This is a genomic window from Micromonospora fulviviridis (genome assembly GCF_014648395.1).
In the GTDB taxonomy this organism is placed as follows: Bacteria; Actinomycetota; Actinomycetes; order Mycobacteriales; family Micromonosporaceae; genus Micromonospora; species Micromonospora fulviviridis.
The window spans coordinates 353333-378732 of sequence record NZ_BMRA01000002.1; the positions used below are offsets into that span (position 1 = coordinate 353333).

Here is a 25400-nt window from a genome sequence, read left to right on the forward strand (position 1 = left end):
CAGCCGACCCGGCACGAACCGGTCGACCGGGCCGCCCGGCCGCACCTCAGTAGGCGCGGGCGAGGACGGCGACCAGGTCGGGCTCGTCCTCGGAGTCCGGCACCGAGCCGTCGGCCCGCAGCAGGCACCGGACGGTGACGCCCTGGCCGTTCGCCTCGGCCTCGCCCTGGACGCCGACCGCCGACCACGGCACCTTGGCCCAGCCGGTGGCGGCCGCCTCGATCGCCTCGGCCAGCGTGCCGACCTCGACGGTGCGGGACTGCCGGAACGCCAGCGCCTGGTCGTGCAGCGCCTGCTGGTCCGCCTCCAGCGCGGCGAGCACGGCGCCCACCACGTCGGCGACCGCGACCGGCGCCTTCGAGCCGTCCGTACGCCGGACCACGACCGCGTTGCCGGCGGCCAGGTCGCGGGGGCCGACCTCGACGCGCACCGGGTAGCCGCGTAGCTCGGCATCGACGGCGCGGCGGCCGAACGCGGTGTCGGTCCGGTCGTCCAGCGCGACCCGGATCCCGGCGTCGCGCAGCGCGTCGCGCAGCTTGGCCGCCGCCTCGCCCACGCCCTCGCCGTCCTTGACGATCATCACGTACGCCTGGATCGGCGCCAGCTTCGGCGGCACCCGCAGCCCGTTGTCGTCGCCGTGGCACATGATCAGGCCACCGAGCATCCGGGTCGAGGTGCCCCAGGAGGTGGTCCACGCGTGCTCCCGGCCGCCCTCGGCCGAGGAGTAGCTGATGTCGAAGGCCTTGGCGAAGTTCTGGCCCAGCTCGTGGCTGGTGCCCAGCTGGAGCGCCTTGCCGTCGCCCATCATGCCTTCGCAGGTGTAGGTGGCGGTCGCTCCGGCGAACCGCTCGCGGGCCGTCTTCAGGCCGACCACCACCGGGATGCCCAGCACGTTGACCATGAGGTCCTCGTACGCCTCGTGCAGGATCCGGCGGGCGTAGGCGCGGGCGTCCTCGCGGGTCGCGTGCGCGGTGTGCCCCTCCTGCCAGAGGAACTCGCTGGTGCGCAGGAAGATCCGGGGGCGCAGCTCCCAGCGGACCACGTTCGCCCACTGGTTGAGCAGCAGCGGCAGGTCCCGGTAGGAGTCGATCCACTTGGCCATGAACTCGCCGATCACCGTCTCGCTGGTGGGGCGGACCACCACCGGCTCGGCGAGCTGCTTGCCACCACCGTGGGTGACCACGGCCAGTTCCGGCGAGAAGCCCTCGACGTGCTCGGCCTCGCGCTTGAGGTAGCTCTCCGGGATGAAGAGCGGGAAGTACGCGTTCTCGGCACCGGCCGCCTTGATCCGGGCGTCCATCTCGGCCTGCATCCGCTCCCAGATGGCGTAGCCCGCCGGTCGGATGACCATGGTGCCCCGCACCGGGCCGTTGTCGGCCAGCTTCGCCTTGGCGATCAGGTCCTGGTACCAGCGGGGAAAGTCCTCCGCACGGGGAGTGAGCACGCGTGCCATGACCGCACATCCTATGCGCCGGGCGGGCCGCCGCTGCGCCCGGGAGTCGGCACGCGCCGTGTCGCGCCGCCCGACCGTAGACTTCGACGGCGATGGGTGAGCTTCCGAACGACAGCGCCGGGCCGCCGCGCGGAGCCCGAGGCAGCGTCAGACGCGCCGAGCCGGAGTCGTCCAAACAACGGCTGCGGGACGCGATCGTGGACGCCGCCCGCGCGCAGGCCGTCGCCGCCGGCTGGGACGGCGTGCGGATGGGCGGGGTGGCGGAGGCCGCAGGGGTGAGCCGGCAGACCGTCTACAACGAGTTCGGCAGCAAGGCCGGCCTGGCCGAGGCGCTCGCCCGGCGCGAGGTGGACCGGTTCGTCGGCGAGGTCCGGGCGGCCCTGGCGGCGCACGGCCCCGACGTGCGGGCGGCGGCGTACGCGGCCATCCGGCACACCCTCGCCGCGGCCGCGGACAACCCGCTGGTCAAGGCGATCCTGACCAGCGCCCGGGGTGGCTCCGACGAGCTGCTGCCCTACCTCACCACCCGGTCCGAGCTGGTGCTCGCCGAGTCGTCCGCGGCCCTGCTGGAGTGGGCCGGCCGATACCTGCCGGACGGCGACCACGCGGCCCTGGCGTTCGCCGCCGACACCATCGTCCGCCTGGTGGTGAGCCACATCGTGCTCCCAAAGTCCCCCGTCGACGAAACAGCAGACCACCTGGCCGACCTGGCCCTGCACCTCTTCCACTCCGCCGCCACCCACCCAGCGGGTTGATCAAGGAGTTTGCGCCAGGAAAGACCCGTCCGCTGACGCAAACTTCTTGATCAACGAGGAGAGCGGGGAGAGCGGGGAGATCACAGGCGGTCAGCGCAGGACGTGGCCGCGCAGGATGGTGCGGGAGGGGGTGCGGACCACGCGCAGGTCGCGGCGGGGGTCCTCGGGGTAGACGGTCAGGTCGGCGAGGCCGCCCTCGACCAGGCCGGGGAAGCCGAGCCACTCCCGGGCCCGCCAGGAGGCGGCGGCGAGCACGTCCTCGGCGGACATTCCGGCCTGCTCGTGCAGGAGCAGCATCTCCTCGGCGGCCAGCCCGTGGTCGATGCCGCCGCCCGCGTCCGTGCCCACGTAGATCGGCACCCCCGCCTCGTGCGCGGCACGGACCACCCCGGGGAAGCGGTCGCGCAGGGCGAGCATGTGGTCGGCGTACCCGGGGAACTTCGCGCGGGCCTGGTCGGCGATGTGGCCGAAGGTACGGATGTTGATCATCGTGGGCACCAGCGCGGTGCCCTGCCGGGCCATCAGGTCGATCAGGTCGAGGCTCAGCCCGGTGCCGTGCTCCACCGAGTCCACCCCGGCCCGCACCATGATCTCCACGGCCGACTCGGAGAAGGTGTGCACGGCCGCGCGTGCCCCGGCGGCGTGCGCGGCGGCGACCGCCGCGGTCAGGGTGTCGGCGTCCCAGGCCGGCGCGAGGTCGCCCACCCCGCGGTCGATCCAGTCGCCCACCAGCTTGACCCAGCCGTTGCCGGCCGCGGCCTGCGCGGCGACCGTCGCGGCCACCTCGGCCGCGCCGACCTCCACCCCGATGTCGCGCAGGTAGCGCTTCGGCGGCGCGACGTGCCGGCCGGCGCGGGCCAGTCGCGGCAGGTCCGGCTCGTCGTCGAGTTCGGGGTACGGGTACGGCGAGCCGGCGTCGCGGATGGCCAGCACCCCGGCGTCCCGGTCGGTGCGGGCCAACTCGCGGGCCTGGTCGAGGGAGGTGATCGGGGCGCCACCGCGGGCGATGCCGATGTGGCAGTGGGCGTCGGTGAGGCCGGGCAGCACGAAGCCACCGTCGACGACCGTCTCGGCGCCGGGCACCGGTTCGAAGGTGACCCGGTCGCCGACCAGCCAGATGTCCCGGACCTCGTCGTCCGGCAGGAGCACACCGCGCACATGCAGAGCCATGTGCACAGTCCTACCCGATCACTCCCCCGTGCGTGTTACGGGCCCGCCACGGTACGCCGACGGCCCCGCCCCACGGGTGGGGACGGGGCCGTCGGCACGCGGTCAGCGGGGACCCTTGTCACCGCCCTTGCCGAGCTTGTTGAAGTCGATCTTCGGCAGCTTGAAGCCCGGCGGCAGGCCCTGGCCGCCGGCCAGGTCGCCCGGGTCGAGCCCCGGCGGGAGCTGCGGCATGCCGCCCGGGAAACCGCCCGGCACCCCGGCGCCGGTGCGCGGCCGACCGCCCCCCTTGGTGCCCTTGCGCTTGTTCTTCGGCGACTTGGTCGCCTTGCGCCGGCCGCCACCGGGGAGGCCCATCATGCCGCCCATCTGCTTCATCATCTTCTGCGCGTCGGCGAAGCGGTTGAGCAGCTGGTTGACGTCCATGACGGTGACCCCGGAGCCGCTCGCGATGCGGGCCCGGCGGGAGCCGTTGATGATCTTCGGGGTGGTGCGCTCGGCCGGGGTCATCGAGCGGATGATCGCGGTGACCCGGTCGAAGTGCTTGTCGTCCAGCTCGGCGAGCTGGTCCTTCATCTGCCCCATGCCTGGCATCATGGCCAGCACGTTGGCGATGGGGCCCATCCGCCGGACCGCGATGAGCTGATCGAGGAAGTCCTCCAGGGTGAACTGCTCGCCGCCCATCAGCTTGGCGGTCATCTTCTCCTTCTGATCGGCGTCGAAGGCCGCCTCGGCCTGCTCGATCAGAGTGAGGACGTCGCCCATGCCGAGGATCCGGCTGGCCATCCGGTCGGGGTGGAAGACGTCGAAGTCCTCCAGCTTCTCGCCGGTGGAGGCGAACAGGATCGGCTGCCCGGTGACCTCCCGGACCGACAGCGCGGCGCCACCGCGGGCGTCGCCGTCGAGCTTGGACAGGACCACACCGGTGATGCCGACGCCGTCGCGGAACGCCTCGGCGGTGCGGACCGCGTCCTGACCGACCATCGCGTCGACGACGAAGATGACCTCGTCGGGCTGGACCGCGTCGCGGATGTCCGCGGCCTGCTGCATCATCTCGGCGTCGATGCCGAGCCGGCCGGCGGTGTCGACGATGACGATGTCCCGGGCGGCCCGCTTGGCGTGCTCGATCGAGTCGCGCGCGACCTGCACCGGGTTGCCGACGCCGTTGCCGGGCTCCGGGGCGTACACCTCGACGCCGGCGCGGCCGCCGAGCACCTGGAGCTGCCCGACGGCGTTGGGGCGCTGGAGGTCGGCGGCGACCAGCAGCGGCTGGTGGCCCTGGGCCTTGAGCCAGCGGGCCAGCTTGCCGGCGAGGGTGGTCTTACCGGAACCCTGGAGGCCGGCCAGCATGATCACGGTCGGCGGGTGCTTGGCGAACTGGAGCCGCCGCCCCTCGCCGCCGAGGACGTTGATCAGCTCCTCGTTGACGATCTTGACGATCTGCTGGGCCGGGTTGAGCGCCTGGGAGACCTCGGCGCTGCGCGCCCGCTCCTTGACGTTCGCGATGAAGCCCTTGACCACCGGCAGGGCGACGTCGGCCTCCAGCAGCGCCATGCGGATCTCGCGCGCGGTGGCGTCGATGTCGGCGTCGGTGAGCCGACCCTTGCCGCGGAGCTTGGTGAAGATCCCGGACAGGCGGTCACTCAAGGTGTCAAACACGCGAACATCCCGTTTGTCGGTTTGGCGAACACAGTCGGCCGGCACGCACACGTCCGGCTACCCGCAAGGGTAACGGTCCCGCCTCCGCACTGCTTCCCGCCGGCCCGACCCCCGGCCAGGAGATCACGGCCGCCCGCGCCGCCGGTCGATCAGGACGCGACCAGCCCCGACTGGTACGCGAAGACCACGAGCTGGGCCCGGTCCCGGGCGCCCAGCTTGACCATGGCCCGGCTCACGTGGGTCCGCGCGGTCGCCGGGCTGACCACCAGCCGCTCGGCGATCTCGACGTTGCTCAGCCCCTCGCCGACCAGCCCCACCACCTCGCGTTCCCGGTCGGTGAGGGAACCGAGCCGGGGGTGCGGGCGGGGCACCCGGGCCGGCCGGGTGGCGAACTCCCGCACCACCCGCCGGGTCACCGACGGGGAGAGCAGCGCCTCGCCCTCGGCGACCAGCCGGATGGCCCGCAGCAGCTCGGCCGGGCGGGTGTCCTTGGTGAGGAAGCCGCTGGCACCGTGCCGGAGCGCGTCGAAGACGTACTCGTCCAGCTCGAAGGTGGTGAGCACGACCACCCGGGTGCCGGCCAGCGCGGGGTCGGCGACGATCCGGCGGGTCGCCTCGATGCCGTCGACGCCGGGCATCCGCACGTCCATGAGCACCACGTCGGGGCGTTCCCGGCGGGCCGCCTCGACGGCGGCGAGCCCGTCGGCCGCCTCGCCGACCACGGTGAGGTCGTCCTCGCTCTCCACGAGGGCACGCAGCCCGATCCGGACCAGGTCCTGGTCGTCGGCGAGCAGCACCCGGATCATGTGACCTCCTCCACGGGCAGTGTGGCCGACACGCGGAAGCCGCCCGCGGAGGCGGGGCCGGCGGTGAACGAACCGCCCAGCGCGGTGACCCGCTCCCGCATGCCGGCCAGCCCGTACCCGCCGGCCCGGCCCGCCGGTGCGGCCGCGCCCCGGCCGGTGTCGGTGACCTCCACGGCGACCTCGCTGGGCGCGTACCGCAGCCGCACGGTGGCGGTGGCCGGGCCGGCGTGCCGCAGCACGTTGGTCAGCGCCTCCTGCACCACCCGGTAGGCCGCCAGGTCCACGGCAACCGGGAGCGGGCGCGGCGGCCCGTCCACCTCGACGCTGACCGGGAGCCCGGCGCCGGCCAGCCGCTCGCGCAACTGCGGGACCTGGGCCAGCCCCGGCGCGGGGGCACGCTCGTCGGGGGCCTCGTCGCGGCGGACGACGGTGAGCGTCACCCGCAACTCGTCGAGCGCCTCCTTGCTGGTCCGGCTGATCGCGGTGAGCGCCGCCTCGGCCTGCTCGGGCTTGCGGGCCAGCAGGTGCAGGGCGATCTCGGCCTGGAGGTGGATGGCGGCGAGCCCGTGCCCGACCACGTCGTGCACCTCCCGCGCCACCCGCAGCCGCTCGGCGTCGGCCAGCCGGCGCGCCTCGTCGGCGCGGCCGCGTGCCGCGTTCTCGCGGCCCAGCCGCACGGTGACCCCCACGGCGAACGGCACCACCACCCAGGCGGCGGCCGGCATGAGCCCGACCAGCCCGGGCGGGCGCACGCCGACGAAGACGTGCGTGAGCAGCACGAGCAGGGCCACCCCGTTGGCCACCGCCGCGACCCGCGCCGGCCGGTACGCGGCCGTGGTGTAGACGGCGACGAAGAACGACAGCAGGATCGGGCCGTACGGGTAGCCGAGCACCAGGTACGCGGTGCTCGCCGCGGTGACCACGGCCAGGGTGGCCAGCGGCCAGCGCCGGCGGACGGCCACCGCGAGGGCGGCCACCACGACCAGCGGGTATGCGCCTGGGCCGGTGTCCACGCCCTGGTTGAGGCCGGCCGGCGCGGTGCCGGCCAGCCCGATCACCAGCAGGGCCAGCGCGATGAGGCCGTCCAGGAGCCAGCGGCCCCGGTCGCCACGCTCGCGGTCCACGTCCCCTCCCCGCCCCGCCTCAGCCGATGTCCCGCCGGCGCAGCAGCACCGCGCCGACCACCGCGAACCCGACCAGGTACGCGGCCACCACCACGGCCGCCTGCCCGCCGCCGACGGTGGCCGCCACCCCCGGCGTGTCCCCGGGGGCGCCGAGCGCGGCGGCCAGCGACCCGGCGTTCGGCCCGGGCAGCCCCTCCTGCGCCTTCGCCACCCAGTCGACCAGCGGCGCGGCGATCGCGGCGAGCAGGTTCTGCACCGCGAGCATCCACACCAGGCCCAGCCCGACCGGCAGCGCCACGGCACGCAGCGCGACGGCGAGCACGGCACCGAGCATGGCCCACATCGTCGCGATGAGCCACCCCGCCCCGATCCCGGTGAGCAGGTCGCCGGCCGTCGGCCAGGTCACCGGCTGCGCCTCGGCGGACGCGATGAGCACGCTGGCCACCGCGCCGACCGCGAACACGGCGAGCACCACGGCCAGCGCGGCGGCGGCCAGGGCGAGCAGCTTGCCGGCGTACACCTCCAGCCGGGTCGGGCCCTGGGTGAGCACGGTCTTCCAGGTGCCCCAGCCGTACTCGCCGCCGACGGTGAGCACGCCGAGGATCAGCAGGATCGAGCCGAGGAAGACCGGCAGGCCGCCGAGGGAGTTCCCGACCAGCTGGTCCGGGAGCAGCGCGGGCAGCGCCCGGTCGGTGTTCGGCCCGTCGGCGGCGCCGGCGAGACCGGCGTACGGGAAGACGTAGGTGAAGATCAGCGAGAGCACCAGCGTGATGGCCAGCAGCAGCCAGCTGGCCGGTCGCCGGACCAGCTTGACCGTCTCGGCGCGGAAGCTACGCGACATCGGCCGTTCCCTTCTCCACGAGGTCGAAGAAGACCTGCTCCAGGTCCCGTTCCCGGGGGCGCAGCTCGCGCACGGCGAGCCCGGCCCCGACCAGCTCGGTGTTGAGCCAGGCGGCGCGGTCCGGGTCGACGGCCAGCTCCAGCCCGCCGTCGACCACCCGCACCCGCTCGGCGCCGACCAGTTCCCGCGCCCGTTCGGCCGCGGCGTCCAGCGGGTCGGCGAGCAGCCGCAGCCCGGCGGCTCCGCGCAGCTCGGCGACGCTGCCCTCGGCGACCAGCCGGCCCCGGGCGATCACCCCGACCCGGTCGCAGATCTGCTCGACCTCGCCGAGCAGGTGGCTGGAGACCAGCACCGTGCAGCCGGCCGCGCCGAGCCGGCGGATGAGCGTGCGCATGTCCGCCATGCCGGCCGGGTCGAGGCCGTTGGTCGGCTCGTCCAGGATCAGCAGGCGGGGATCCTTCAGCAGTGCGGCGGCCACCCCGAGCCGCTGCTTCATGCCCAACGAGTAGCCGGCGTAGCGGTCGCCGGCCCGGTCGGTGAGGTCGACCAGGTCGAGCACGAGCGCGACCCGGTCGGCGCCGACCCCGGCGTAGCGGGCCAGCACCCGCAGGTTGTCCCGTCCGGAGAGGTACGGGTAGAAGGCCGGGCCCTCGATCAGCGCGCCGACCCCGGTGAGCCGGCCGGCGGCGGGCGGCCGGCCGAGCAGCCGGACCGTGCCGGCGGTGGGCCGGACCAGCCCGAGCAGCATGCGCAGGGTGGTCGTCTTGCCGGCGCCGTTGGGGCCGAGGAAGCCGTACACCTCGCCGGCCCGGACGGTGAGCTGGAGGTCCTGCACGGCGGTCAGGCCGCCGTACCGTTTGGTGAGCCCTTCGGTCTGCACTGGCAGGTTCATGCCACCGAGCGTCCCGCCGGGCGGCCCCCGGCACGTCACCCCGGCGGCGGCTTCCCGACTACGTCCCGGGACGTAGTCAGACGGCGGCGAGTACGGCGGCCTCGATGCGGTCGCGGTCGGCGTCGGGCGGCCAGCCGCCGACGAGGTAGAACGCGTCCACCACGTCGCCGCCGAGGGTGGAGATCCGGGCGGCCCGCACCTGGGCGCCGGCCTCGTCGAGGGCGCAGGCGACCCGGTAGAGCAGCCCGGCCGCGTCGGCGGCGCGCAGCTCCAGCAGCACCGCGTCGGTGGCCGCCTCGCGGTGCCAGACCACCCGGGGCGCGGCGCCCTGGCCCCGCGCGGCCAGGGCCCGACCGCGCAGCCGCTGGGTGACGGAGACGTCGCCGCTGACCGCGCGGCGCAGGTCGGCGCTGAGCGCGATGGGGTCGGGGGCCAGCCCGTAGCGCGGCTGCACCCGGCACTGCACCAGGGCCCGGCCGTCGACCGTGGCGGCGTCCGCGGAGATCACCTCCAGCCGGTGCAGGGCCAGGCAGCCGGCCACCGTGGCGAGCAGTCCCCGCCGGTCGGCCGCGGCCACCGACACCCGGTCCTCCCCGAGGTGTACGACGGGCAGCGGCCCGGCGACCAGCGCCGGGTCGGGGGCCGGCGGGGCGGGCACCACGCCGGTGTCCAGGGCGGTACGCACCCGGGCGACGAGTTCGGCGACGAGCCGCCCCTTCCAGTCCGACCAGGCGGCCGGCCCGGTGGCCGCGGCGTCGGCCCGTACCAGGCCGTGCAGCAGGTCCAGGGTGGTGGTGTCGCCGACCCGCTCGGCGACCCCGGCGACGGTCTTCGGGTCGGAGAGGTCCCGCCGGGTGGCCACGTCGGGCAGCAGCAGGTGCAGCCGGACCAGCTTGGCGATCAGCGCCGCCTCGTCCTCGGGCAGCCCGATCCGGGCGGCCACCGCCTCCGCCAGGGGCGCGCCCACGGTGCTGTGGTCGCCCGGCAGTCCCTTGCCGATGTCGTGCAGGAACGCGCCGAGCAGCAGCAGGTCGGGTCGGTCCACGTCGCGGGTGTGCCGGCTCGCCTCGTACGCGGCCTGCACGAGGTGCCGGTCGAGGGTGAACCGGTGCACCGGGTTGTGCTGGGGCAGGCTGCGCAGCCGGGTCCACTCGGGCAGCCAGCCGTCGATGAGGCCGTACCGGTCGCAGGTCTCCCAGGCGGGCACCAGGCCGGGACCGGCGCCGAGCAGGGTGATCAGCGCGGCCCGGGCGGCCGGCGGCCAGGGCGCGGGCAGCGGCGGGCAGTACGCGGCCAGCCACTCGCAGGTGGCCCGGGCGATCGGCAGCCGGGTGGTGGCCGCGGCGGCGGCGACCCGCAGCGACAGGCTCGGGTCGGGGCGGGCGCCGATGGCGGCGCGGGCGAGCACCAGCTCGCCGTCCTGCTCGACCACGTCCCGGGCCACCGGGCGGCGCAGCGGCCGGCCGGCGGCGGTCCGGTGCCGGCCGGCGCGGAGCCGGTCGGCGGCACGCCAGGCGTCGTCGAGGGCGTGGCTGACGGTCCGGGCGTCCCCGGCCACCCGGCGCAGCAGCGCGTCGCCGTCGACGGCTTCAGGTCGCTGCGCGGCGTCAGACGCGCCGAGCTGAAGTTGTCGCAGGCCGAGCAAGGCAGCGACGCCGTCGCGTTCCTGGGCGACGAGCCGGTCGACCCGGCGGCCGACCTGCTGGTGCAGCGCGTCACGGGTGTCCAGCAGCCGCCGGTGCGCGGCGTGCACGGCGGGGCGGAGGGCGTCGGTGACGCCGGCCGTGGCGATGGCGCGCAGGAGGCCGACGTCGCGCAGCCCGCCGGCCGCCTCCTTGAGGTCACCCTCGAGCAGGAAGGCCAGTTCGCCGTGGGTGGCCCAGCGGGCGTCGGTGATCTCCCGCAGCTTCGGCAGCTGCCGGACGGCGGTGCGCCGCCAGTGGTCGGTGGCGGTGTGGACGAGCTGGTCGGCGAGCGCCCGGTCGCCCGCCAGGAACCGGGCGTCGAGCAGGCCGAGGGCGACCTTGACGTCGTCCTGGGCCACGGAGAGCGCCTCGGCGACGGTCCGCACCGAGTGGTCCAGCCGCAGCCCGGCGTCCCAGATCGGATACCAGAGCGAGGCGGCCAGCTCGTCGGTGCCGGGCACCCCGGCGTGCAGCAGCACCAGGTCGAGGTCGCCGTAGGGGGCGCACTGGCGGCGACCCAGCCCGCCGACCGCGATCAGCGCGATCCCGTCCCGTGCCGGGAAGAGGCCGCGCAGCCAGGCGTCCAGGGCGTCGGCCCGGGCCGCCCGCGCCTCGGCCCCGATCCCCCCGGGTACGCCGGCGACCTCGTTGACCACGAGCGGGCCGTCCCCGATGGGGTCGGTCGTCGTGGTCAACGAGGTCACGTCGGTCGGCTCCGGCGTCAGAGGGCGTCGAGCCCGCGCTCGCCGGTACGGACCCGGACGACCTCCTCGACGCCGGTCACCCAGACCTTGCCGTCGCCGATCTTGCCGGTCCGGGCGGCGCCCACGATGGCGTCGACGATCTTGTCCACGTCCATCTCGTCGGTGAGCACCTCGACCCGGATCTTGGGCAGGAACTCGACCGTGTACTCGGCACCCCGGTAGACCTCGGTGTGCCCCTTCTGCCGGCCGTAGCCCTGGACCTCGCTGACGGTCAGGCCGGCCACGCCGAGGGCGTGCAGGGCCTCCTTCACCGCGTCCAGCTGGTACGGCTTGATGACCGCGGTCACCAGCTTCATGTCCAACCCCTCCATCCCAGGAACGTTAACCGGCGACCTTCTCGCTGACCGGCTCGGCGGGCTCCTCCGCCGCGTCGGTGGGTTCCGGGGCCGGCTTGGTGGCGCCGATCCCGGCCATCGCGAACGCGCCCCCGCCGCTGCCGCCCGTGCTGGGCGACAGGTCGTACGCGCTCTCCGCGTGCTCGGCGACGTCGATGCCGTCGACCTCGGCCTCGGCCGCCACCCGGAAGCCGATCGTCTTCTCGATGGCGAAGGCGAGCAGCCAGGCGATGCCGGCCGACCACACGGTGACGATCAGGCCGGCCAAGGCCTGCCGGCCGAGCTGGGTCAGGCCGCCGCCGTAGAGGAGGCCGTCGGAGGCGCCCACCACGTCGCTGATCGCGCCGTTGACCGAGTTGGTGGCGAAGAGGCCGAGCCACAGCGACCCGATCCAGCCGCCGACGAAGTGCACGCCCACCACGTCGAGGGAGTCGTCGTAGCCGAACCTGTACTTCAGGCTGATGGCGAGCGCGCAGACCGCACCGGCGACGATGCCGAGCAGGACCGCCGCCCACGGGGCGATGAAACCGCAGGCCGGGGTGATGGCGACCAGACCGGCCACGGCGCCCGAGGACGCGCCGACCATGGTCGGCTTCCCGTCCTTGATCCACTCGATGGCCAGCCAGCCGAGCACCGCGGCGGCGGTGGCGAGCTGGGTGTTGAGGAAGGCCAGCCCGGCCACCGAGTCGACGGTCAGCTCCGAGCCGGCGTTGAAACCGAACCAGCCGAACCAGAGCAGGCCGGCGCCGAGCGCGACCAGCGGGATGTTGTGCGGCTTCATGCCCTCGCGCGGCCAGCCGACCCGCTTGCCGAGCACCAGGGCCACGCCGAGCGCCGCCGCACCGGCGTTGATGTGCACCGCCGTACCGCCGGCGAAGTCGAGCGCGTGCAGCTTGGCGCCGATGATGCCGCCGCCCCACACCCAGTGGGCGACCGGGAAGTAGACCAGGGTGGCCCAGCCGAAGGCGAAGAGCAGCCAGCCGGCGAACTTGGCCCGGTCGGAGATGGCGCCGCTGATCAGCGCGACGGTGATCACCGCGAAGACCATCTGGAACGCCATGAACACGTACAGCGGGACCCCGATGCCGCTGGGGTTCTCCGCCGTGGCGCCCCAGAGGTCGGTCTCGGCGAGGAAGGTCTTGGTGCCGAGGTACGCGGCGGGGTCGCCCCAGAAACCGTTGACGTCGGCCCCGAAGGCGACGCTGAATCCGTAGAACCACCACAGCACGGAGATGAGCCCGATGGCGGAGAAGCTCATCATCATCATGTTGAGCACGCCCTTGGCCCGGTTCAGGCCGCCGTAGAACAGCGCCAGGCCGGGGGTCATGAGCAGCACGAGAGCGGTCGAAACCAGCAGCCAAACGGTGTTGCCGCCGTCGATCGTCGGTGCTTCAGGCACGCTGGCCTCCTAAAGGTGAAGTCTCCTCCTTCGCGGCTTCCGGGGCAGCGTCGCCCGTACGCCGGTTGCGCGGAAGCTTGCTCGGCGGCTGTTTCCTTCACCGACACCGCTCGATTTCCGACGCGTGACGGGTTGTTTCCGGCGTGTGAAGAACGACGATCATGAGGGGAGAGAACGGAAGGAGTGGCCGGTCCGACGCGGAACCAGCCACTCCTCCTCGACACGCGGTCAGCGCAGGGCGTACTCCAGGGCGTGCCGCTCGTAGTCGAGCAGCCGCAGGTCGCGCATGGGCCGGCGCAGGTGACCCTTGTGCACGATCCGGACGAACGCCGGCTCCCCGGCGGCGGCCATCCGCCGGATGCCCTCCACGTGGTCGACGATCCGCTTGCGGATGGTCCGGATCAGCCGGTGCCGGTCCCGGGGGATCAGCCCGTACGCGTCGGCGAAGAGGCGCAGCCGGCGCGGCCGGTCCGGGTGCTTCCAGCCGAGGGTGATCGAGTCCCGGTCGGAGAAGATCGGCACCCAGGTCCAGGCCGCGTACGCCACGTCGTAGATCCGGGCGCCCGGGGAGGCCAGGTCGAAGTCGATCAGCCCGAGGGTGCCGTCGGGCCGCCAGATCACGTTGTGCGGGGCGGCGTCGTGGTGGCAGATCACCTCGGTGTCCGGCGGGGGCGGGCCGAACGAGCGCCAGACCGCCCCGTGCGGCGGGGTGAAGCCGTACTGGGCGTCGTGGAACATCCGCAGCATGGTCGCCACGGTGACCAGGGCCTCGTCGGTGACCCAGTGCGGGGCCAGCGGGTACTCCCCGCACTCCCCCTCCAGGTACGACAGGACCTCGCGGTTGCGCTCGTCCATGCCCAGGGCGCGGGGGGCGCCGGTGAAGCCGACGTACTCGAGGTGGCGCAGCAGGGCGTGCACCGAGGGGGTCCAGGGGCCGGCGTTGCGCCGGACCGTGTCCCCGACCCGGACCACGGTGCTCACGTTCCCGCCGTGCAGCGGGATCTCCTGTGAAGTCACGTACGGTCTCCCGAGGCGCGGCGCCAGGTGGTCGCTGGGGTCGCGCCACCCCGCGTAGGCGCGATCGTCAGTCGTCACGTCGAGGCTACGCGTCCCGGGCGAGCGGCTCATTGCCGAGCAGCGCGTCGACGAACTGCGCCGGGTCGAACGGGGCCAGGTCGTCGGGGCCCTCGCCGAGGCCGACCAGCTTCACCGGGATGCCCAGCTTGCGCTGCACGGCGATCACGATGCCGCCCTTGGCGGTCCCGTCGAGCTTGGTCAGCACCACGCCGGTCACGTTGACCACCTCGGTGAAGACCCGGGCCTGCTCCAGGCCGTTCTGCCCGGTGGTGGCGTCGAGCACCAGCAGGGTCTCGTCGATCGGGCCGTGCTTCTCCACGACCCGCTTGACCTTGCCCAGCTCGTCCATGAGGCCGACCTTGTTCTGCAGCCGGCCGGCGGTGTCCACCAGCACGGTGTCGACCGCCGTGTCGATGCCCCGCTTGACCGCGTCGAAGGCGACGCTGGCCGGGTCGGCGGCCTCGGGGCCGCGGACGGTCTCCGCACCCACCCGGCCGCCCCAGGTCTCCAGCTGGTCGGCGGCGGCGGCCCGGAAGGTGTCGGCCGCGCCGAGCAGCACCGTCCGGCCGTCCGCGATGAGCACCCGGGCGATCTTGCCGCAGGTGGTGGTCTTGCCTGCCCCGTTGACCCCGACCACCAGCAGCACCGCCGGGACGCCCTCCTTGGGGGCGGTCTTCAGCGACCGGTCCAGGGTCGGGTCGAGCGCGTTGACCAGTTCGGCGGCGAGCAGCGTGCGCAGCTCGTCGACCGACCGGGTGCCGAGCACCCGGGTCTGCTCGCGCAGCCGGTCGACGATCTCGCGGGTGGAGTCGATGCCGACGTCGGCGGTGATCAGGCTGTCCTCGATCTCCTCCCAGGTGTCCTCGTCGAGGCGGTCCCGGCTGAGCAGGCCGAGCAGGCCCTTGCCGAAGACGTTCTGCGAGCGGGACAGCCGGGAGCGCAGCCGGACCAGCCGGCCGGCGGTGGGCTCGGGGACCTCGATGGTGGGCAGCGGCGGCGCCTCGACCACGGGCGGCGGCTCGACCAGCACGCCGGTGCGCAGGTCCGACTCCGCCGCTTCGACCGGCGGCCCGGCCAGGTCCTCCTCGGCCCTGGTGTCGACCTCCGTCTCCGGCAGCGGCGGCTCGGGGCGCCGGCGCAGCCGGGGCACCACGAGGCTGAGGCCGCCGAGGATCAGCGCCACGAGCAGGGCGAGTGCGACGAGGAGGTATTCCGTCATGCCCGAAATCCTGTCAGATGCCGGCGACGGCGTCCCACTCACCGCCTCGGCACGTGAACAAGCTGCGGGTACGCTCGCGGCTGGAAGGCGTGCCGCAACCGCCGGCCGGGTAGGAAAGGGTTAATGATCTTCGTCGGAGGTGCGCCGTGACCGGTTCCCGTCTGCTCATCGGCCCCCTGCTGCGCCGGGTCGTGGGCACGCGCGCCACCGTCTGGGTGGAGACCAGCGCCCCCGCGGTGGTCACCGTCCGCACGGCCGGCGGGGCCACCGGCAGCGCGCCCACCTTCTCGGCGTACGACCACCACTACGCGATCGTGGTGGTGTCGGGGCTGGCCCCGGACAGCAGCACCACCTACGAGGTGCTGATCGACGACGAGGTGGCCTGGCCGGTGCCGGAGAGCGGCTTCCCGGCCAGCGTGATCCGGACCCGCGCGGCGGACGACCGGGACCAGCCGGTGCGCCTGATCTTCGGCTCCTGCCGGGAGACCACCCAGCACGCCACAGCCCGCAAGCTGCCCCCGGACGCGCTGGACGCGTACGCCCGGCGGCTGATCGATGCCCCGGACCCGGACTCGCTGCCCGACCTGCTGGTGCTCCTCGGCGACCAGGTCTACGCGGACGAGACCTCGCCGACCGTGCGCCGGCTGCTCAAGCGGCGGCGGCGCCGCCCGAAGGGCGCCCCGGCCACCCAGGTGGTCAGCTTCGACGAGTACACGAAGCTCTACCTGGAGTCCTGGCGCGACCCGGAGATCCGCTGGCTGCTCTCCACCGTGCCGAGCGTGATGATCTTCGACGACCACGAGATCATCGACGACTGGAACACCTCGGCGTCCTGGCGGGCGGACATGCGCGCGCAGCCCTGGTGGGCGGAGCGGATCCGCAGCGGCCTGGCCTCCTACTGGGTCTACCAGCACCTGGGCAACCTGGACCCGGACGAGATCGCCGCCGACCCGGTGTACGCCAAGGTGATGGCCGCCGAGGACGCCACCGGCGTGCTGCACGAGTTCGGCGAGCGGGTCGACCAGGAGGCCGACGTCGCGCACGACACCGAGCGCTGGCGGGCCGTGCAGTACCAGTGGAGCTACGCGCTGGACCTGGGACGGACCCGCCTGGTCATGCTGGACAACCGCTCCAGCCGGGTCCTCGACTCCGGCAACCGGGCGATGCTGCCGCCGGGCGAGTGGTCCTGGTTCCTGGACCGGGCGCACGGCGTCTACGACCACCTGGTGGTCGGGGCCTCCCTGCCCTGGCTGCTGCCGCCCGGCATCCACCACGTGGAGTCCTGGAACGAGAAGCTCGCCGACTCCCCCCGGCCCGCGGTCGCCAAGCTCGCCGAGCGGATGCGGCGGGCGCTGGACCTGGAGCACTGGGCCTCGTTCCGGCGCTCCTTCGAGGCGCTCGGCGAGCTGTTCGCCCGGCTGGGCAGCGGCACCGCGCCGCGCGAGGGGGCGCGCGTCGGCGCCGGCCCGGCGTACCCCCGGCCGGCCTCGATCAGCGTGCTCTCCGGGGACGTGCACCACTCGTACGTGGCCCGGGCCCGGTTCGCCGACCGGAGCGTACGCACCCCGGTGCACCAGCTCACCTGCTCCCCGATCCACAACCAGGTGCCGGCGGGAATGCGCCCGCTGATGCGGCTCGGCTGGAACCCGGGGCCGGCCGGGGCGACCCGGGCGCTGGCCCGCTCGGCGGGGGTGCGCCGCCCGCTGGTGCGGTGGAAGAAGCTGGCCGGACCCTACTTCGGCAACGCCGTCGCCACGCTGACCCACCAGGGCCGGGCGGCCGACGTGGTGATCGAGGGCACCACCAGCGACGGGCACCTGCGCACGGTGGCGCGACAGCGGCTCAGCGACGAGGTGTGAGTACCCTCTCAGCGTGGACGAGAGCCTGCGCGCCGTGGAGCACGAACTGACCGCGCTGCTGCGGCGGGGGCGCGCGCTCTCCTGGGAGATCGCCCGTGAGGTCCATCCCAACCTGGAGCCCAACGCCTACGGGCTGCTGCTCTGGCTGCGCCGGTCCGGCTCGACCCGGCTCACCGACCTGGCCGGCAAGCTGGGCATCGGCAAGGGCACGCTGAGCCGGCAGATCGGCGGCCTGGAGGCGCTGGGGCTGGTCCGCCGCGACCCGGACCCGACCGACCGGCGGGCCGCCCAGCTCAGCCTCACCGAGGAGGGCACCCGGCGGTTCGACGCGGCGCGGGCGGCCCGACTCGGACAGATCCGGCGGTCGCTCGAATCCTGGCCGAAACAGGACGTCGAGGACTTCGCCCGGCTCATGCACCGGTTCAACGAGACCTTCTGACCGGATCCATCCGGAATAAGAGCTGCGCCACGTGCGGTTGTTGCTTGAGGCAACCAAGCCATACGGTTGCCTGAGGCAACTCTTTCCCCCGTCTTTTCCGGAGGCATTCCACGATGACGCAGGCGACAGCGCCCACCCGGGCGACCGCCGTCGACATGTCCCACCGGCAGATCCTGGAGGCACTCTCCGGCCTGCTGCTGGGCATGTTCGTCGCGATCCTCTCCTCCACGGTCGTCTCGAACGCGCTGCCGCGGATCATCACCGAGCTGCACGGCGGCCAGTCCGCGTACACCTGGGTGGTCACCTCGACGCTGCTGGCGACCACCGCGACCACCCCGATCTGGGGCAAGCTGGCCGACCTGACCAGCAAGAAGATCCTGGTCCAGCTCGCCCTCACGATCTTCGTGCTGGGCTCGGTGCTGGCCGGGCTCTCCCAGTCCACCGGCCAGCTCATCGCCTGCCGGGTGCTCCAGGGCGTCGGCGCGGGCGGCCTCACCGCCCTGGCTCAGGTGATCATGGCGACGATGATCGCCCCGCGCGAGCGCGGCCGGTACAGCGGCTACCTCGGCGCGGTGATGGCCGTGGGCACCATCGGCGGCCCGCTGATCGGCGGCGTCATCGTCGACACCGACTGGCTCGGCTGGCGCTGGTGCTTCTACGTGGGCGTGCCGTTCGCCGTCCTCGCCCTGGTCGTGCTCCAGAAGACCCTGCACCTGCCGGTGGTCAAGCGCGAGGCGAAGATCGACTGGTGGGGTGCCACCCTGATCACGGCGGCCGTCTCGCTGCTGCTCATCTGGGTCACCCTGGCCGGCGACAAGTACGCCTGGCTGTCCTGGCAGAGCGCCGTCATGGTGGCCGGCGCCGTGCTGCTCGGCGCGCTCGCCCTCCGGGTGGAGAACCGGGCCGCCGAGCCGATGATCCCGCCGCGCCTGTTCCGCAACCGCACCATCACCCTCGCCGTGATCGCCAGCATCGCGGTCGGCGTGGGCATGTTCGGCGCCTCGGTCTTCCTGGGCCAGTACTTCCAGATCAGCCGCGGCGAGAGCCCGACCATGTCCGGCCTCATGACGCTGCCGATGATCCTCGGCCTGCTGGTCGCCTCCACCGTGGTCGGCCGGATCATCACCAACACCGGCCGCTGGAAGCGTTACCTGGTGGCCGGCTCGGCGCTGCTCACCGCCGGCTTCGCGCTGATGGGCACCATGCGGGCGGACACCCCGTACTGGCGGCTCGCCGTGTTCATGGCGCTGATCGGCCTCGGCCTGGGCATGACCATGCAGAACCTGGTCCTGGCCGTGCAGAACACCGTCGGCCCGCACGAGCTCGGCGCGGCCAGCTCGGTGGTGGCCTTCTTCCGCAGCCTCGGCGGCGCCATCGGGGTGAGCGCGCTCGGCGCGATCCTCGGCCACAAGGTCAAGGACTACCTCGCCGAGGGGCTGGCCGGGCTCGGCATTCCGGCGTCCAGCTCCGGCAGCGGCGGTACTCTGCCGAACGTGCACACCCTGCCCGCCCCGATCCGCGCGGTCGTCGAGGCCGCGTACGGGCACGGCGCCGGGGACATCTTCCTGGCCGCCGCCCCGTTCGGGCTGATCGCGCTGCTCGCGGTGGTCTTCATCAAGGAGGTGCCGCTGCGCCGGAACAACGGCGACGCGATCTCCGCCGAGGTCGAGCGGGAGTCGACCGTCGCGATCGGCGGCGGCGGCCCGGTGGTACGCACGGGCGGGCGAGACTGACCCGATGAACGCATCCGAGCGTGAGGAGTATGGCCCGGACGCCCGCCCGATGCCGTTCGAGCGCGGCACGGACGGGCCCCGGGTGGTGCTGGTCGGCGTCGACGGCAGCCGCACCTCGCTGCGCGCCGCCGCGTACGCCGCCGGGCTGGCCCGCCGGCAGGGGTCCGGGCTGGTGGTGGTCTTCGTCAGCTCGCCGGCCCCGTACGCGGGAATCATGTCCGGTGTGGTGGCCGGGGCCGTCCAGCAGACCCACGACGAGCTGGCCGCCGAGCTGCGCGAGCAGTTCCGGCGCGGCGCGGAGGAGCTGGGCCTGCCGGTGACCTTCCTGTGCCGGCGCGGTGACGCGTACGCCGAGCTGCGCAAGGCGGCCGACGAGCATCGCGCCGACCTGGTGGTGGTCGGGTCGTCCGAGCAGGCCGGCCACAAGCTGGTCGGCTCGGTCGCCACCCGACTCGTCCGCACCGGACGCTGGCCGGTCGTGGTGGTGCCCTGAAATCGGGTCGCGGCCGTCGTACCCGGGCCGGAGGATGGCCGGATGACCTGGAGAGCACCTGAGATCGACCGCAGCCACGAGCCCTACGTCGGTGACGAGCGCACCATGCTGGAGGGCTGGCTCGACTACCACCGCGACACCCTGCTGTACAAGTGCGCCGGCCTGACCGCCGAGCAGCTCCGGACGGCGAGCGTCGAGCCGTCCACCCTGACCCTGCTCGGGCTGGTCCGCCACATGGCCGACGTGGAGCGCTGGTGGTTCCGGATCCGCGCCGCCGGGGAGGACATCCCCGGCCTCTACGACGGCGACGAGGACCCGGACGCGGATTTGAACGCCGTCGCCGACGCCGACCCGGCGGAGACCTTCGCCACCTTCCGCGCCGAGGTCGAGGCGGCCCGGAAGGCCGCCGCCGGCCTGTCGCTGGACCACACCTTCCGGCGCCTGCGCCGCGACGGCCGCGGCGACGAGATGAACGTCCGCTGGGTCTACGTGCACATGATCGAGGAGTACGCCCGGCACAACGGCCACGCCGACCTGATCCGCGAGCGCATCGACGGCGTCACCGGCGACTGACTCTCGGTGGCACGGCGAGGTGGCGGCGTACCGGTCGACCGGGCCCCGCCACCCCGGCGGGCCGGACGGCTCAGTAGGCCAGCGCGGCGCGCAGGTAGCGCAGGTCGGCCGAGCCGCTCCAGCGGTGCGCGGAGAGCCCGGCCACCCGGGCGCCGGCCACCGCCCGGTCCTCGTCGTCGACGAACAGCACCCGGGCCGGCGGGGTCCCGAGCGCCTCGCAGGCCGCCTGGAAGTACTCCTTCGCCGGCTTGTGCACCCCGATCACCGAGGAGTTGACCACCACGTCCAGCTCGTCGGTGAGGTCGAGCGCGGCCAGGTCGGCGTCGAGCACGTCGGTGGCGTTGGTGCCCAGCCCCACCCGGACACCGGCCGCCCGGACCTCCCGGATGAAGGCGAGCACGTCGGGGTCGACCTCGCCCCGGTAGCGCTGCCACGCGTCCACCGCGGCCCGGGCCCGGCCGGGATCGCCGACCGAGGGGGTCAGTGCCTCGGCCACGCTGGTCATCCACTCGGCGTGGCTGACCTTGCCGGTGAGCACCGGCTGGAGCAGTCCCCAGGACATGGCGATCTCACCGAGGACCCCCTCGGTCAGCCCGTACTCCCGCTCGACCCGGGCGGCCACCGCCGGGTCCCAGCGGCGCAGCACGCCGTCGAAGTCCACCAGGAGCGCCGTGGCGCGTTCCCGAGTCACTCGCTGTTCCCCTGCCCCTCGTCGTCGGCCCGGTTGAGCCGCTGGCTGATCACCTGGGTGACGCCGCTGCGCATGGTCACGCCGTAGAGCGCGTCGGCGATCTCCATGGTCCGCTTCTGGTGCGTGATCACGATGAGCTGGCTCTTCTCCCGGAGCTGGGCCAGCAGCGTGATCAGGCGGCCCAGGTTGACGTCGTCGAGGGCCGCCTCCACCTCGTCCATGATGTAGAACGGGCTGGGCCGCGCGCGGAAGATCGCCACAAGCATGGCCACCGCGGTGAGCGACCGCTCGCCGCCGGAGAGCAGCGACAGCCGCTTGATCTTCTTGCCGGGCGGCCGGGCCTCGACCTCGACGCCGGTGGTGAGCAGATCCTCCGGGTCGGTGAGCACAAGCCGCCCCTCACCGCCGGGGAAGAGCACGGTGAACACCTGCTCGAACTCCCGCGCGGTGTCCTCGAACGCGCTGGCGAAGACCTCCAGGATCCGGTCGTCGACGTCCTTGACCACGGTGAGCAGGTCCCGGCGGGTGGCCTTGAGGTCCTCCAGCTGCTCGGAGAGGAACTTGAAGCGCTCCTCCAGCGCGGCGAACTCCTCCAGGGCCAGCGGGTTGACCTTGCCGAGCAGGGCCAGCTCCCGCTCCGCCTTGGCGGCCCGCTTCTCCTGCACCGGCCGCTCGTAGCGGACCGGCTCGGGCACCGGCGTGCCCTCCTTCTCCGCCGCGGCGACGTCGGCGTCGGTGGGCGGGACGAGCTGGTCGGGGCCGTACTCGGCGACGAGGGTGGCCACGTCGAGGCCGAAGTCCTCGGCCGCCTTCGCCTCCAACTGCTCGATGCGCAGCCGCTGCTCGGCGCGGGCCACCTCGTCCCGGTGCACCTGGCTGGTCAGCCGCTCCAGCTCGGCGCCGAGACGCTTGGCCGCGCCGCGTACCTCGGAAAGCTCGGCCTCGCGGGCGGCGCGCTCGCGGGCCACCTCGTCGCGGTGCTCCTCGGCCCGGGCCAGGGAGACGGTGAGCCGGGTGAGCGCCTCGCGGGCGCCGCCGACCACGGCCCGGGCGATCTCCGCGCCGCGGGTGCGGGCCGCGCGCCGGGCGGCCGCGCGCTCCCGCGCGGCCCGCTCGGCGGTCGCCTGCCGGGCGAGGGAGTCGGCCCGGCCGGCGATCGAGGCGACCCGCTCCTCGGCGGTACGCACGGCGAGCCGGACCTCCATCTCGTTCTGCCGGGCCTGCGGCACCATGGCGGCGAGCTGGTCGCGTTCCTCGGTGGACGGTTCGGCGTCGAGCGGGGTGGCCTCGGCCAGCCGGAGCCGCTCCTCCAGCTCGGCGAGGGCCTGGAGGTCGCGTTCCCGGGCCGCCTCGGCGCGGGCCCGGGACTCGCCGAGCCGGTCGGTCTCCGCCTTGGCCGACCGGGCGGCCGCGCCCAGCTCGGCGAGGCGGCGGGCGGCGGCGTTGCGGTGGCTCTCCGCCTCCCGCTTGGCGGCGGCGGCGTGCTGCACGGCCTCCTTGGCGGCGGCCACCTCGGCGCGCGCCTCGACCAGCTGCTCGCGCAGCTCGGCGCTGGTCCGCTCGGCGGTGGCGCGGTTGGCCCGCGCCTCCTCGACGGCCGCCTGCACCTCGATGTAGCTGGGCGCCTTGGCCGACCCGCCGGCCGCCGCGTACGCCCCCACCACGTCGCCGTCGGGGGTGACCGCGCGCAGCTCCGGGTTGCCGGCGACCAGCTCGGCCGCGGCGGCGAGGTCGTCGACCAGCGCCACGTCGCGCAGCGCCCGGTGCACCGCCGGGCGCAGCTCGGCGGAGCACTCCACCAGGTCGGGGGCCCAGCGGGCGCCCTCGGGCAGCTTCGGGCGCAGCGCGTCGGCGGAGCCGGCCATGCCGGGGCCGGCGGGGCTGCCGACCAGCAGGCCGGCCCGGCCGGCGTCGGAGATCTTGAGCAGCCGCATGGCCTCGACGGCCTCGTCCACCCCGCTGACCGCGACCGCGTCGGCGAGCCCGCCGAGCGCGGCGGCGAGCGCCGCCTCGTTGCCGGGGGCGACGGTGAGCAGGCCGGCGAGGCTGCCGAGCAGGCCGGGCACCTGGTCGGCGCGGGCCAGCAGGGCGCCCGCGCCGTCCTTGCGGCGCAGGCCGAGGGCGAGCGCCTCCTCGCGGGCCTTCCAGGTCGCGGCGTCCTTCTCGGCGGCCCGCTCGGCGTCGGCGAGGCTGCGCACGGCGGCCTGGGCCTGCTCGTGCACGGCGACCGCCTCGGCGTGCCGGGCGTCCAGGTCGGCGTTGTCCCGGTCGGCCTCGGTGGACTGCTCGGCGACCGCGTCGAGTTCGGCCTGGGCCTTCTCGGCACGGGTCAGGGCGTCGGTGTGCGCGGCGGCGAGGCGTTCGATCTCCTCGCCGGCGCTGGTGGTCCTCGCCCGGGCGGAGTTGACCTGGCCGGTCAGCCGGGCCAGCCCCTCCCGCCGGTCGGCGATGGCCTTGGCCGCGGCGACCAGTTCCCGCTCCGCGGCGGCGAGCTGCCGCTCCAGCTCCTGCCGGTGCTCGACCGCCTCGGCGAGCCGGACCTGATCCTCGGTGAGCGCCGCGCGCAGCTCCTCCTCCTGCTCGCGGACCCGCCGGGACTCGGCCTCCAGCTGGTCCGGGTCGCGGCCGGGGCGCTCGTCGTCGCTGGTGGCGCTGAGGTGGCGCAGCCGTTCCCGGGCGAGCTGCTCGATGGAGCGGAACCGCTCCTGGAGCGCGGAGAGCTTGTACCAGGTGTCCTGGGCCGCGGCGAGCAGCGGGGCGTCCTCGGCCAGCGCCGCCTCCAGCTCACCGAGGCGGGCCTGCACCTCGCCGTGCTCGCCCTCGATCTGCTCGCGCCGCTCGCGCAGCGCGGTCTCGTCGGCGATCTCCCGGTCCAGTGTGGTGCGCAGGGTGTGCAGGTCGTCGGCGAGCAGCCGCAGCCGGGCATCGCGCAGGTTGGCCTGGATGGCGGCGGCCCGGCGGGCCACCTCGGCCTGCCGGCCCAGCGGCTTGAGCTGGCGGCGCAGCTCGGCGGTGAGGTCGGTGAGCCGGTTGAGGTTGGTCTGCATCGCGTCGAGCTTCCGCAGCGCCTTCTCCTTGCGCTTGCGGTGCTTGAGGACGCCGGCCGCCTCCTCGATGAACGCCCGCCGGTCCTCCGGCTTGGCGTGCAGCATGCCGTCGAGCCGGCCCTGCCCGACGATGATGTGCATCTCCCGGCCGATGCCGGAGTCCGAGAGCAGCTCCTGGATGTCCAGCAGCCGGCAGGAGTCGCCGTTGATCTCGTACTCGCTCTCGCCGGAGCGGAACATCCGGCGGGTGATGGAGACCTCGGTGTACTCGATCGGCAGCGCGCCGTCGGTGTTGTCGATGGTGAGGGTGACCTCGGCCCGGCCGAGCGGCGCGCGCCCGGCGGTGCCGGCGAAGATGACGTCCTCCATCTTGCCGCCGCGCAGCGCCTTGGCGCCCTGCTCGCCGAGCACCCAGGCGATGGCGTCGACGACGTTGGACTTGCCGGAGCCGTTCGGGCCGACCACGCAGGTGATCCCGGGCTCCAGCTTCAGCGTCGTCGCGGAGGCGAAGGACTTGAATCCCTTCACCGTCAGGCTCTTGAGATGCACCTTCTCGATCCTCGTCCGGTGGCCGCCGTACCGTCGCCGGCTGCGCGGACCTGGTGAACCCGCAGACTAACCCGCGGGCGGGGAGAGCCTGGTACGCGACCCACCCCCGTGCCGGAGCTGTCCGGTTTCCGGCGATGTGGCGTGCGCCACGAAAAGTGCAAGATCAGAATTGCGGGGCGCAATTCCGGGACGGCCCGTCAAGATCGCGGAATACGGCCCCGAAAACAAAAAGCTGCGCGCCGGCACTGGGGTGTCGGCGCGCGTTTTCTGTGTGGTGCGATTCAGTTTTCCGACAACCGGAGATCAGGTCAGCGCGGGTTCGGCCAGTCGGAGGAGGTCGTCAGCCTCCGCCGCAGCCGCCGCAAGCCGATCGTTGTCGGCGCGCAGACGCGTGATCTCGAACTCCAGTGCCTGAACCCTGGCACGCAGTCGGGTGACCTCGTCGAGCAGACGCCGGTCGGGCGCTGCACCTACGTGGCCGTAGAGGGCCTTCGCCATGCTGACTCCTTGATATGCGCTGCCGGAAAGGCCGGCCAACGCGCGCCCATGATGTTCGCGGCTGCCATCCCCGCGAAATCCGGGCATGGCTGGGCGCGACTGGCGACACCTATATATTGAGCCGAACCCCCCTCCTTCGTCAAGTTCCCGCAGGCCGTAGATCATCTCCACGTCGCCCGGTCCACTTGTCGGGGGGTTGCCACAAGGCGCGGACACGCTCTGTCCGGACGCCTTTACTGTACGCCCGGGAATGTGTGAACGCCTCACCCTTGCTGTCTGGTTCCCCTTAACTCTTTCTTAGCCACGTTGCCGCAGCTCGCGGCGCGCCCGTAGCGTCACTGC

The 25400-nt window shown here is 73.8% G+C and carries 21 protein-coding genes; 6 read left to right on the forward strand and 15 right to left on the reverse strand.

Annotated features, from left to right (window positions below; genetic code table 11):
- Positions 1-46 precede the first annotated feature (46 nt).
- Positions 47-1453 (reverse strand): proline--tRNA ligase, encoded by a 1407-nt coding sequence (proS, locus tag IEY96_RS06610; protein ID WP_189193900.1) that lies wholly within the window; start codon positions 1451-1453, stop codon positions 47-49.
- Positions 1454-1635: 182 nt separating this feature from the next.
- Here proS and IEY96_RS06615 point away from each other — a divergent pair, with 182 nt between their 5' ends.
- Complete coding sequence (locus IEY96_RS06615; protein ID WP_229791461.1) at positions 1636-2208, forward strand: TetR/AcrR family transcriptional regulator; 573 nt, start codon at positions 1636-1638, stop codon at positions 2206-2208.
- A gap of 90 nt (positions 2209-2298) precedes the next feature.
- Here the strand turns inward: IEY96_RS06615 and IEY96_RS06620 are convergent, their stop codons facing one another.
- The 11 genes from IEY96_RS06620 to ftsY all read right to left on the reverse strand — a co-directional run bounded on the left by IEY96_RS06620 (position 2299) and on the right by ftsY (position 15176).
- Positions 2299-3378: an amidohydrolase family protein gene (locus tag IEY96_RS06620; RefSeq protein ID WP_189193902.1), complete on the reverse strand. Its 1080-nt coding sequence runs from the start codon at positions 3376-3378 to the stop codon at positions 2299-2301.
- A 102-nt stretch (positions 3379-3480) separates the two neighbouring features.
- Positions 3481-5034 (reverse strand): signal recognition particle protein, encoded by a 1554-nt coding sequence (ffh, locus tag IEY96_RS06625; protein ID WP_189193903.1) that lies wholly within the window; start codon positions 5032-5034, stop codon positions 3481-3483.
- A 149-nt stretch (positions 5035-5183) separates the two neighbouring features.
- The gene (locus IEY96_RS06630; RefSeq protein ID WP_189193904.1) at positions 5184-5840 is read right to left on the reverse strand and encodes a response regulator transcription factor; all 657 of its coding nucleotides are present in this window, start codon (positions 5838-5840) and stop codon (positions 5184-5186) included.
- Positions 5837-6964 (reverse strand): sensor histidine kinase, encoded by a 1128-nt coding sequence (locus IEY96_RS06635; protein ID WP_189193905.1) that lies wholly within the window; start codon positions 6962-6964, stop codon positions 5837-5839. Before IEY96_RS06635 ends, IEY96_RS06630 begins: the two co-directional genes overlap by 4 nt.
- 19 nt (positions 6965-6983) lie before the next feature.
- Positions 6984-7805: an ABC transporter permease gene (locus tag IEY96_RS06640; RefSeq protein ID WP_189193906.1), complete on the reverse strand. Its 822-nt coding sequence runs from the start codon at positions 7803-7805 to the stop codon at positions 6984-6986.
- Entirely contained in the window at positions 7795-8697 is a 903-nt protein-coding gene (locus IEY96_RS06645) for an ABC transporter ATP-binding protein (protein WP_189193907.1), read from the reverse strand. The genes IEY96_RS06640 and IEY96_RS06645 overlap by 11 nt, the downstream gene beginning before the upstream one ends.
- Positions 8698-8773: 76 nt before the next feature.
- Positions 8774-11086 carry a [protein-PII] uridylyltransferase gene (locus IEY96_RS06650; protein WP_189193908.1) on the reverse strand — a complete coding sequence of 771 codons (2313 nt, stop codon included), beginning with the start codon at positions 11084-11086 and terminating at the stop codon, positions 8774-8776.
- Positions 11087-11103: 17 nt separating this feature from the next.
- Entirely contained in the window at positions 11104-11442 is a 339-nt protein-coding gene (locus IEY96_RS06655; RefSeq protein ID WP_013284578.1) for a P-II family nitrogen regulator, read from the reverse strand.
- Positions 11443-11467: 25 nt separating this feature from the next.
- On the reverse strand, positions 11468-12880 hold the full coding sequence (locus IEY96_RS06660) for an ammonium transporter (protein WP_189193909.1): 1413 nt from the start codon (positions 12878-12880) through the stop codon (positions 11468-11470).
- 228 nt (positions 12881-13108) lie between these two features.
- Positions 13109-14008 carry a phosphotransferase gene (locus tag IEY96_RS06665; RefSeq protein WP_189193910.1) on the reverse strand — a complete coding sequence of 300 codons (900 nt, stop codon included), beginning with the start codon at positions 14006-14008 and terminating at the stop codon, positions 13109-13111.
- A complete protein-coding gene (gene ftsY, locus IEY96_RS06670; protein WP_189193911.1) occupies positions 13983-15176 on the reverse strand; it encodes a signal recognition particle-docking protein FtsY in 1194 nt (397 codons plus the stop codon). The genes IEY96_RS06665 and ftsY overlap by 26 nt, the downstream gene beginning before the upstream one ends.
- A gap of 146 nt (positions 15177-15322) precedes the next feature.
- On the opposite strand from ftsY, the gene IEY96_RS06675 reads away from it, so the two are divergent.
- The 5 genes from IEY96_RS06675 to IEY96_RS06695 all read left to right on the forward strand — a co-directional run bounded on the left by IEY96_RS06675 (position 15323) and on the right by IEY96_RS06695 (position 20273).
- The gene (locus tag IEY96_RS06675) at positions 15323-17035 is read left to right on the forward strand and encodes an alkaline phosphatase D family protein (RefSeq protein WP_189193912.1); all 1713 of its coding nucleotides are present in this window, start codon (positions 15323-15325) and stop codon (positions 17033-17035) included.
- Between the two features lie 13 nt (positions 17036-17048).
- A complete protein-coding gene (locus IEY96_RS06680) occupies positions 17049-17474 on the forward strand; it encodes a MarR family winged helix-turn-helix transcriptional regulator (RefSeq protein ID WP_091312461.1) in 426 nt (141 codons plus the stop codon).
- 113 nt (positions 17475-17587) lie between these two features.
- Positions 17588-19207, forward strand: coding sequence for an MDR family MFS transporter (locus IEY96_RS06685; RefSeq protein WP_189193913.1), 1620 nt, complete (start codon positions 17588-17590; stop codon positions 19205-19207).
- A 4-nt stretch (positions 19208-19211) separates the two neighbouring features.
- Positions 19212-19700 (forward strand): universal stress protein, encoded by a 489-nt coding sequence (locus IEY96_RS06690; protein ID WP_189193914.1) that lies wholly within the window; start codon positions 19212-19214, stop codon positions 19698-19700.
- 42 nt (positions 19701-19742) lie between these two features.
- On the forward strand, positions 19743-20273 hold the full coding sequence (locus IEY96_RS06695; protein ID WP_189193915.1) for a DinB family protein: 531 nt from the start codon (positions 19743-19745) through the stop codon (positions 20271-20273).
- A gap of 70 nt (positions 20274-20343) precedes the next feature.
- Here IEY96_RS06695 and IEY96_RS06700 read toward each other — a convergent pair whose 3' ends face one another.
- The 3 genes from IEY96_RS06700 to IEY96_RS06710 form a co-directional block, all read right to left on the reverse strand.
- Positions 20344-20964, reverse strand: coding sequence for an HAD-IA family hydrolase (locus IEY96_RS06700; RefSeq protein ID WP_189193916.1), 621 nt, complete (start codon positions 20962-20964; stop codon positions 20344-20346).
- Positions 20961-24560 carry a chromosome segregation protein SMC gene (smc, locus tag IEY96_RS06705; RefSeq protein WP_189193917.1) on the reverse strand — a complete coding sequence of 1200 codons (3600 nt, stop codon included), beginning with the start codon at positions 24558-24560 and terminating at the stop codon, positions 20961-20963. The genes IEY96_RS06700 and smc overlap by 4 nt, the downstream gene beginning before the upstream one ends.
- Before the next feature lie 303 nt (positions 24561-24863).
- The gene (locus tag IEY96_RS06710) at positions 24864-25058 is read right to left on the reverse strand and encodes a hypothetical protein (RefSeq protein ID WP_007456482.1); all 195 of its coding nucleotides are present in this window, start codon (positions 25056-25058) and stop codon (positions 24864-24866) included.
- Between the last annotated feature and the right edge of the window lie 342 nt (positions 25059-25400).

Coding starts and splice junctions, on each gene's coding strand:
- IEY96_RS06640 (WP_189193906.1), bottom strand. CDS start 7,805: ATGTCGCGTAGCTTCCGCGCCGAGACGGTCAAGCTGGTCCGGCGACCG.
- IEY96_RS06690 (WP_189193914.1), top strand. CDS start 19,212: ATGAACGCATCCGAGCGTGAGGAGTATGGCCCGGACGCCCGCCCGATG.
- IEY96_RS06630 (WP_189193904.1), bottom strand. CDS start 5,840: ATGATCCGGGTGCTGCTCGCCGACGACCAGGACCTGGTCCGGATCGGG.
- IEY96_RS06685 (WP_189193913.1), top strand. CDS start 17,588: ATGACGCAGGCGACAGCGCCCACCCGGGCGACCGCCGTCGACATGTCC.
- proS (WP_189193900.1), bottom strand. CDS start 1,453: ATGGCACGCGTGCTCACTCCCCGTGCGGAGGACTTTCCCCGCTGGTAC.
- IEY96_RS06695 (WP_189193915.1), top strand. CDS start 19,743: ATGACCTGGAGAGCACCTGAGATCGACCGCAGCCACGAGCCCTACGTC.
- IEY96_RS06620 (WP_189193902.1), bottom strand. CDS start 3,378: ATGGCTCTGCATGTGCGCGGTGTGCTCCTGCCGGACGACGAGGTCCGG.
- IEY96_RS06710 (WP_007456482.1), bottom strand. CDS start 25,058: ATGGCGAAGGCCCTCTACGGCCACGTAGGTGCAGCGCCCGACCGGCGT.
- IEY96_RS06645 (WP_189193907.1), bottom strand. CDS start 8,697: ATGAACCTGCCAGTGCAGACCGAAGGGCTCACCAAACGGTACGGCGGC.
- ftsY (WP_189193911.1), bottom strand. CDS start 15,176: ATGACGGAATACCTCCTCGTCGCACTCGCCCTGCTCGTGGCGCTGATC.
- IEY96_RS06655 (WP_013284578.1), bottom strand. CDS start 11,442: ATGAAGCTGGTGACCGCGGTCATCAAGCCGTACCAGCTGGACGCGGTG.
- IEY96_RS06665 (WP_189193910.1), bottom strand. CDS start 14,008: ATGAGCCGCTCGCCCGGGACGCGTAGCCTCGACGTGACGACTGACGAT.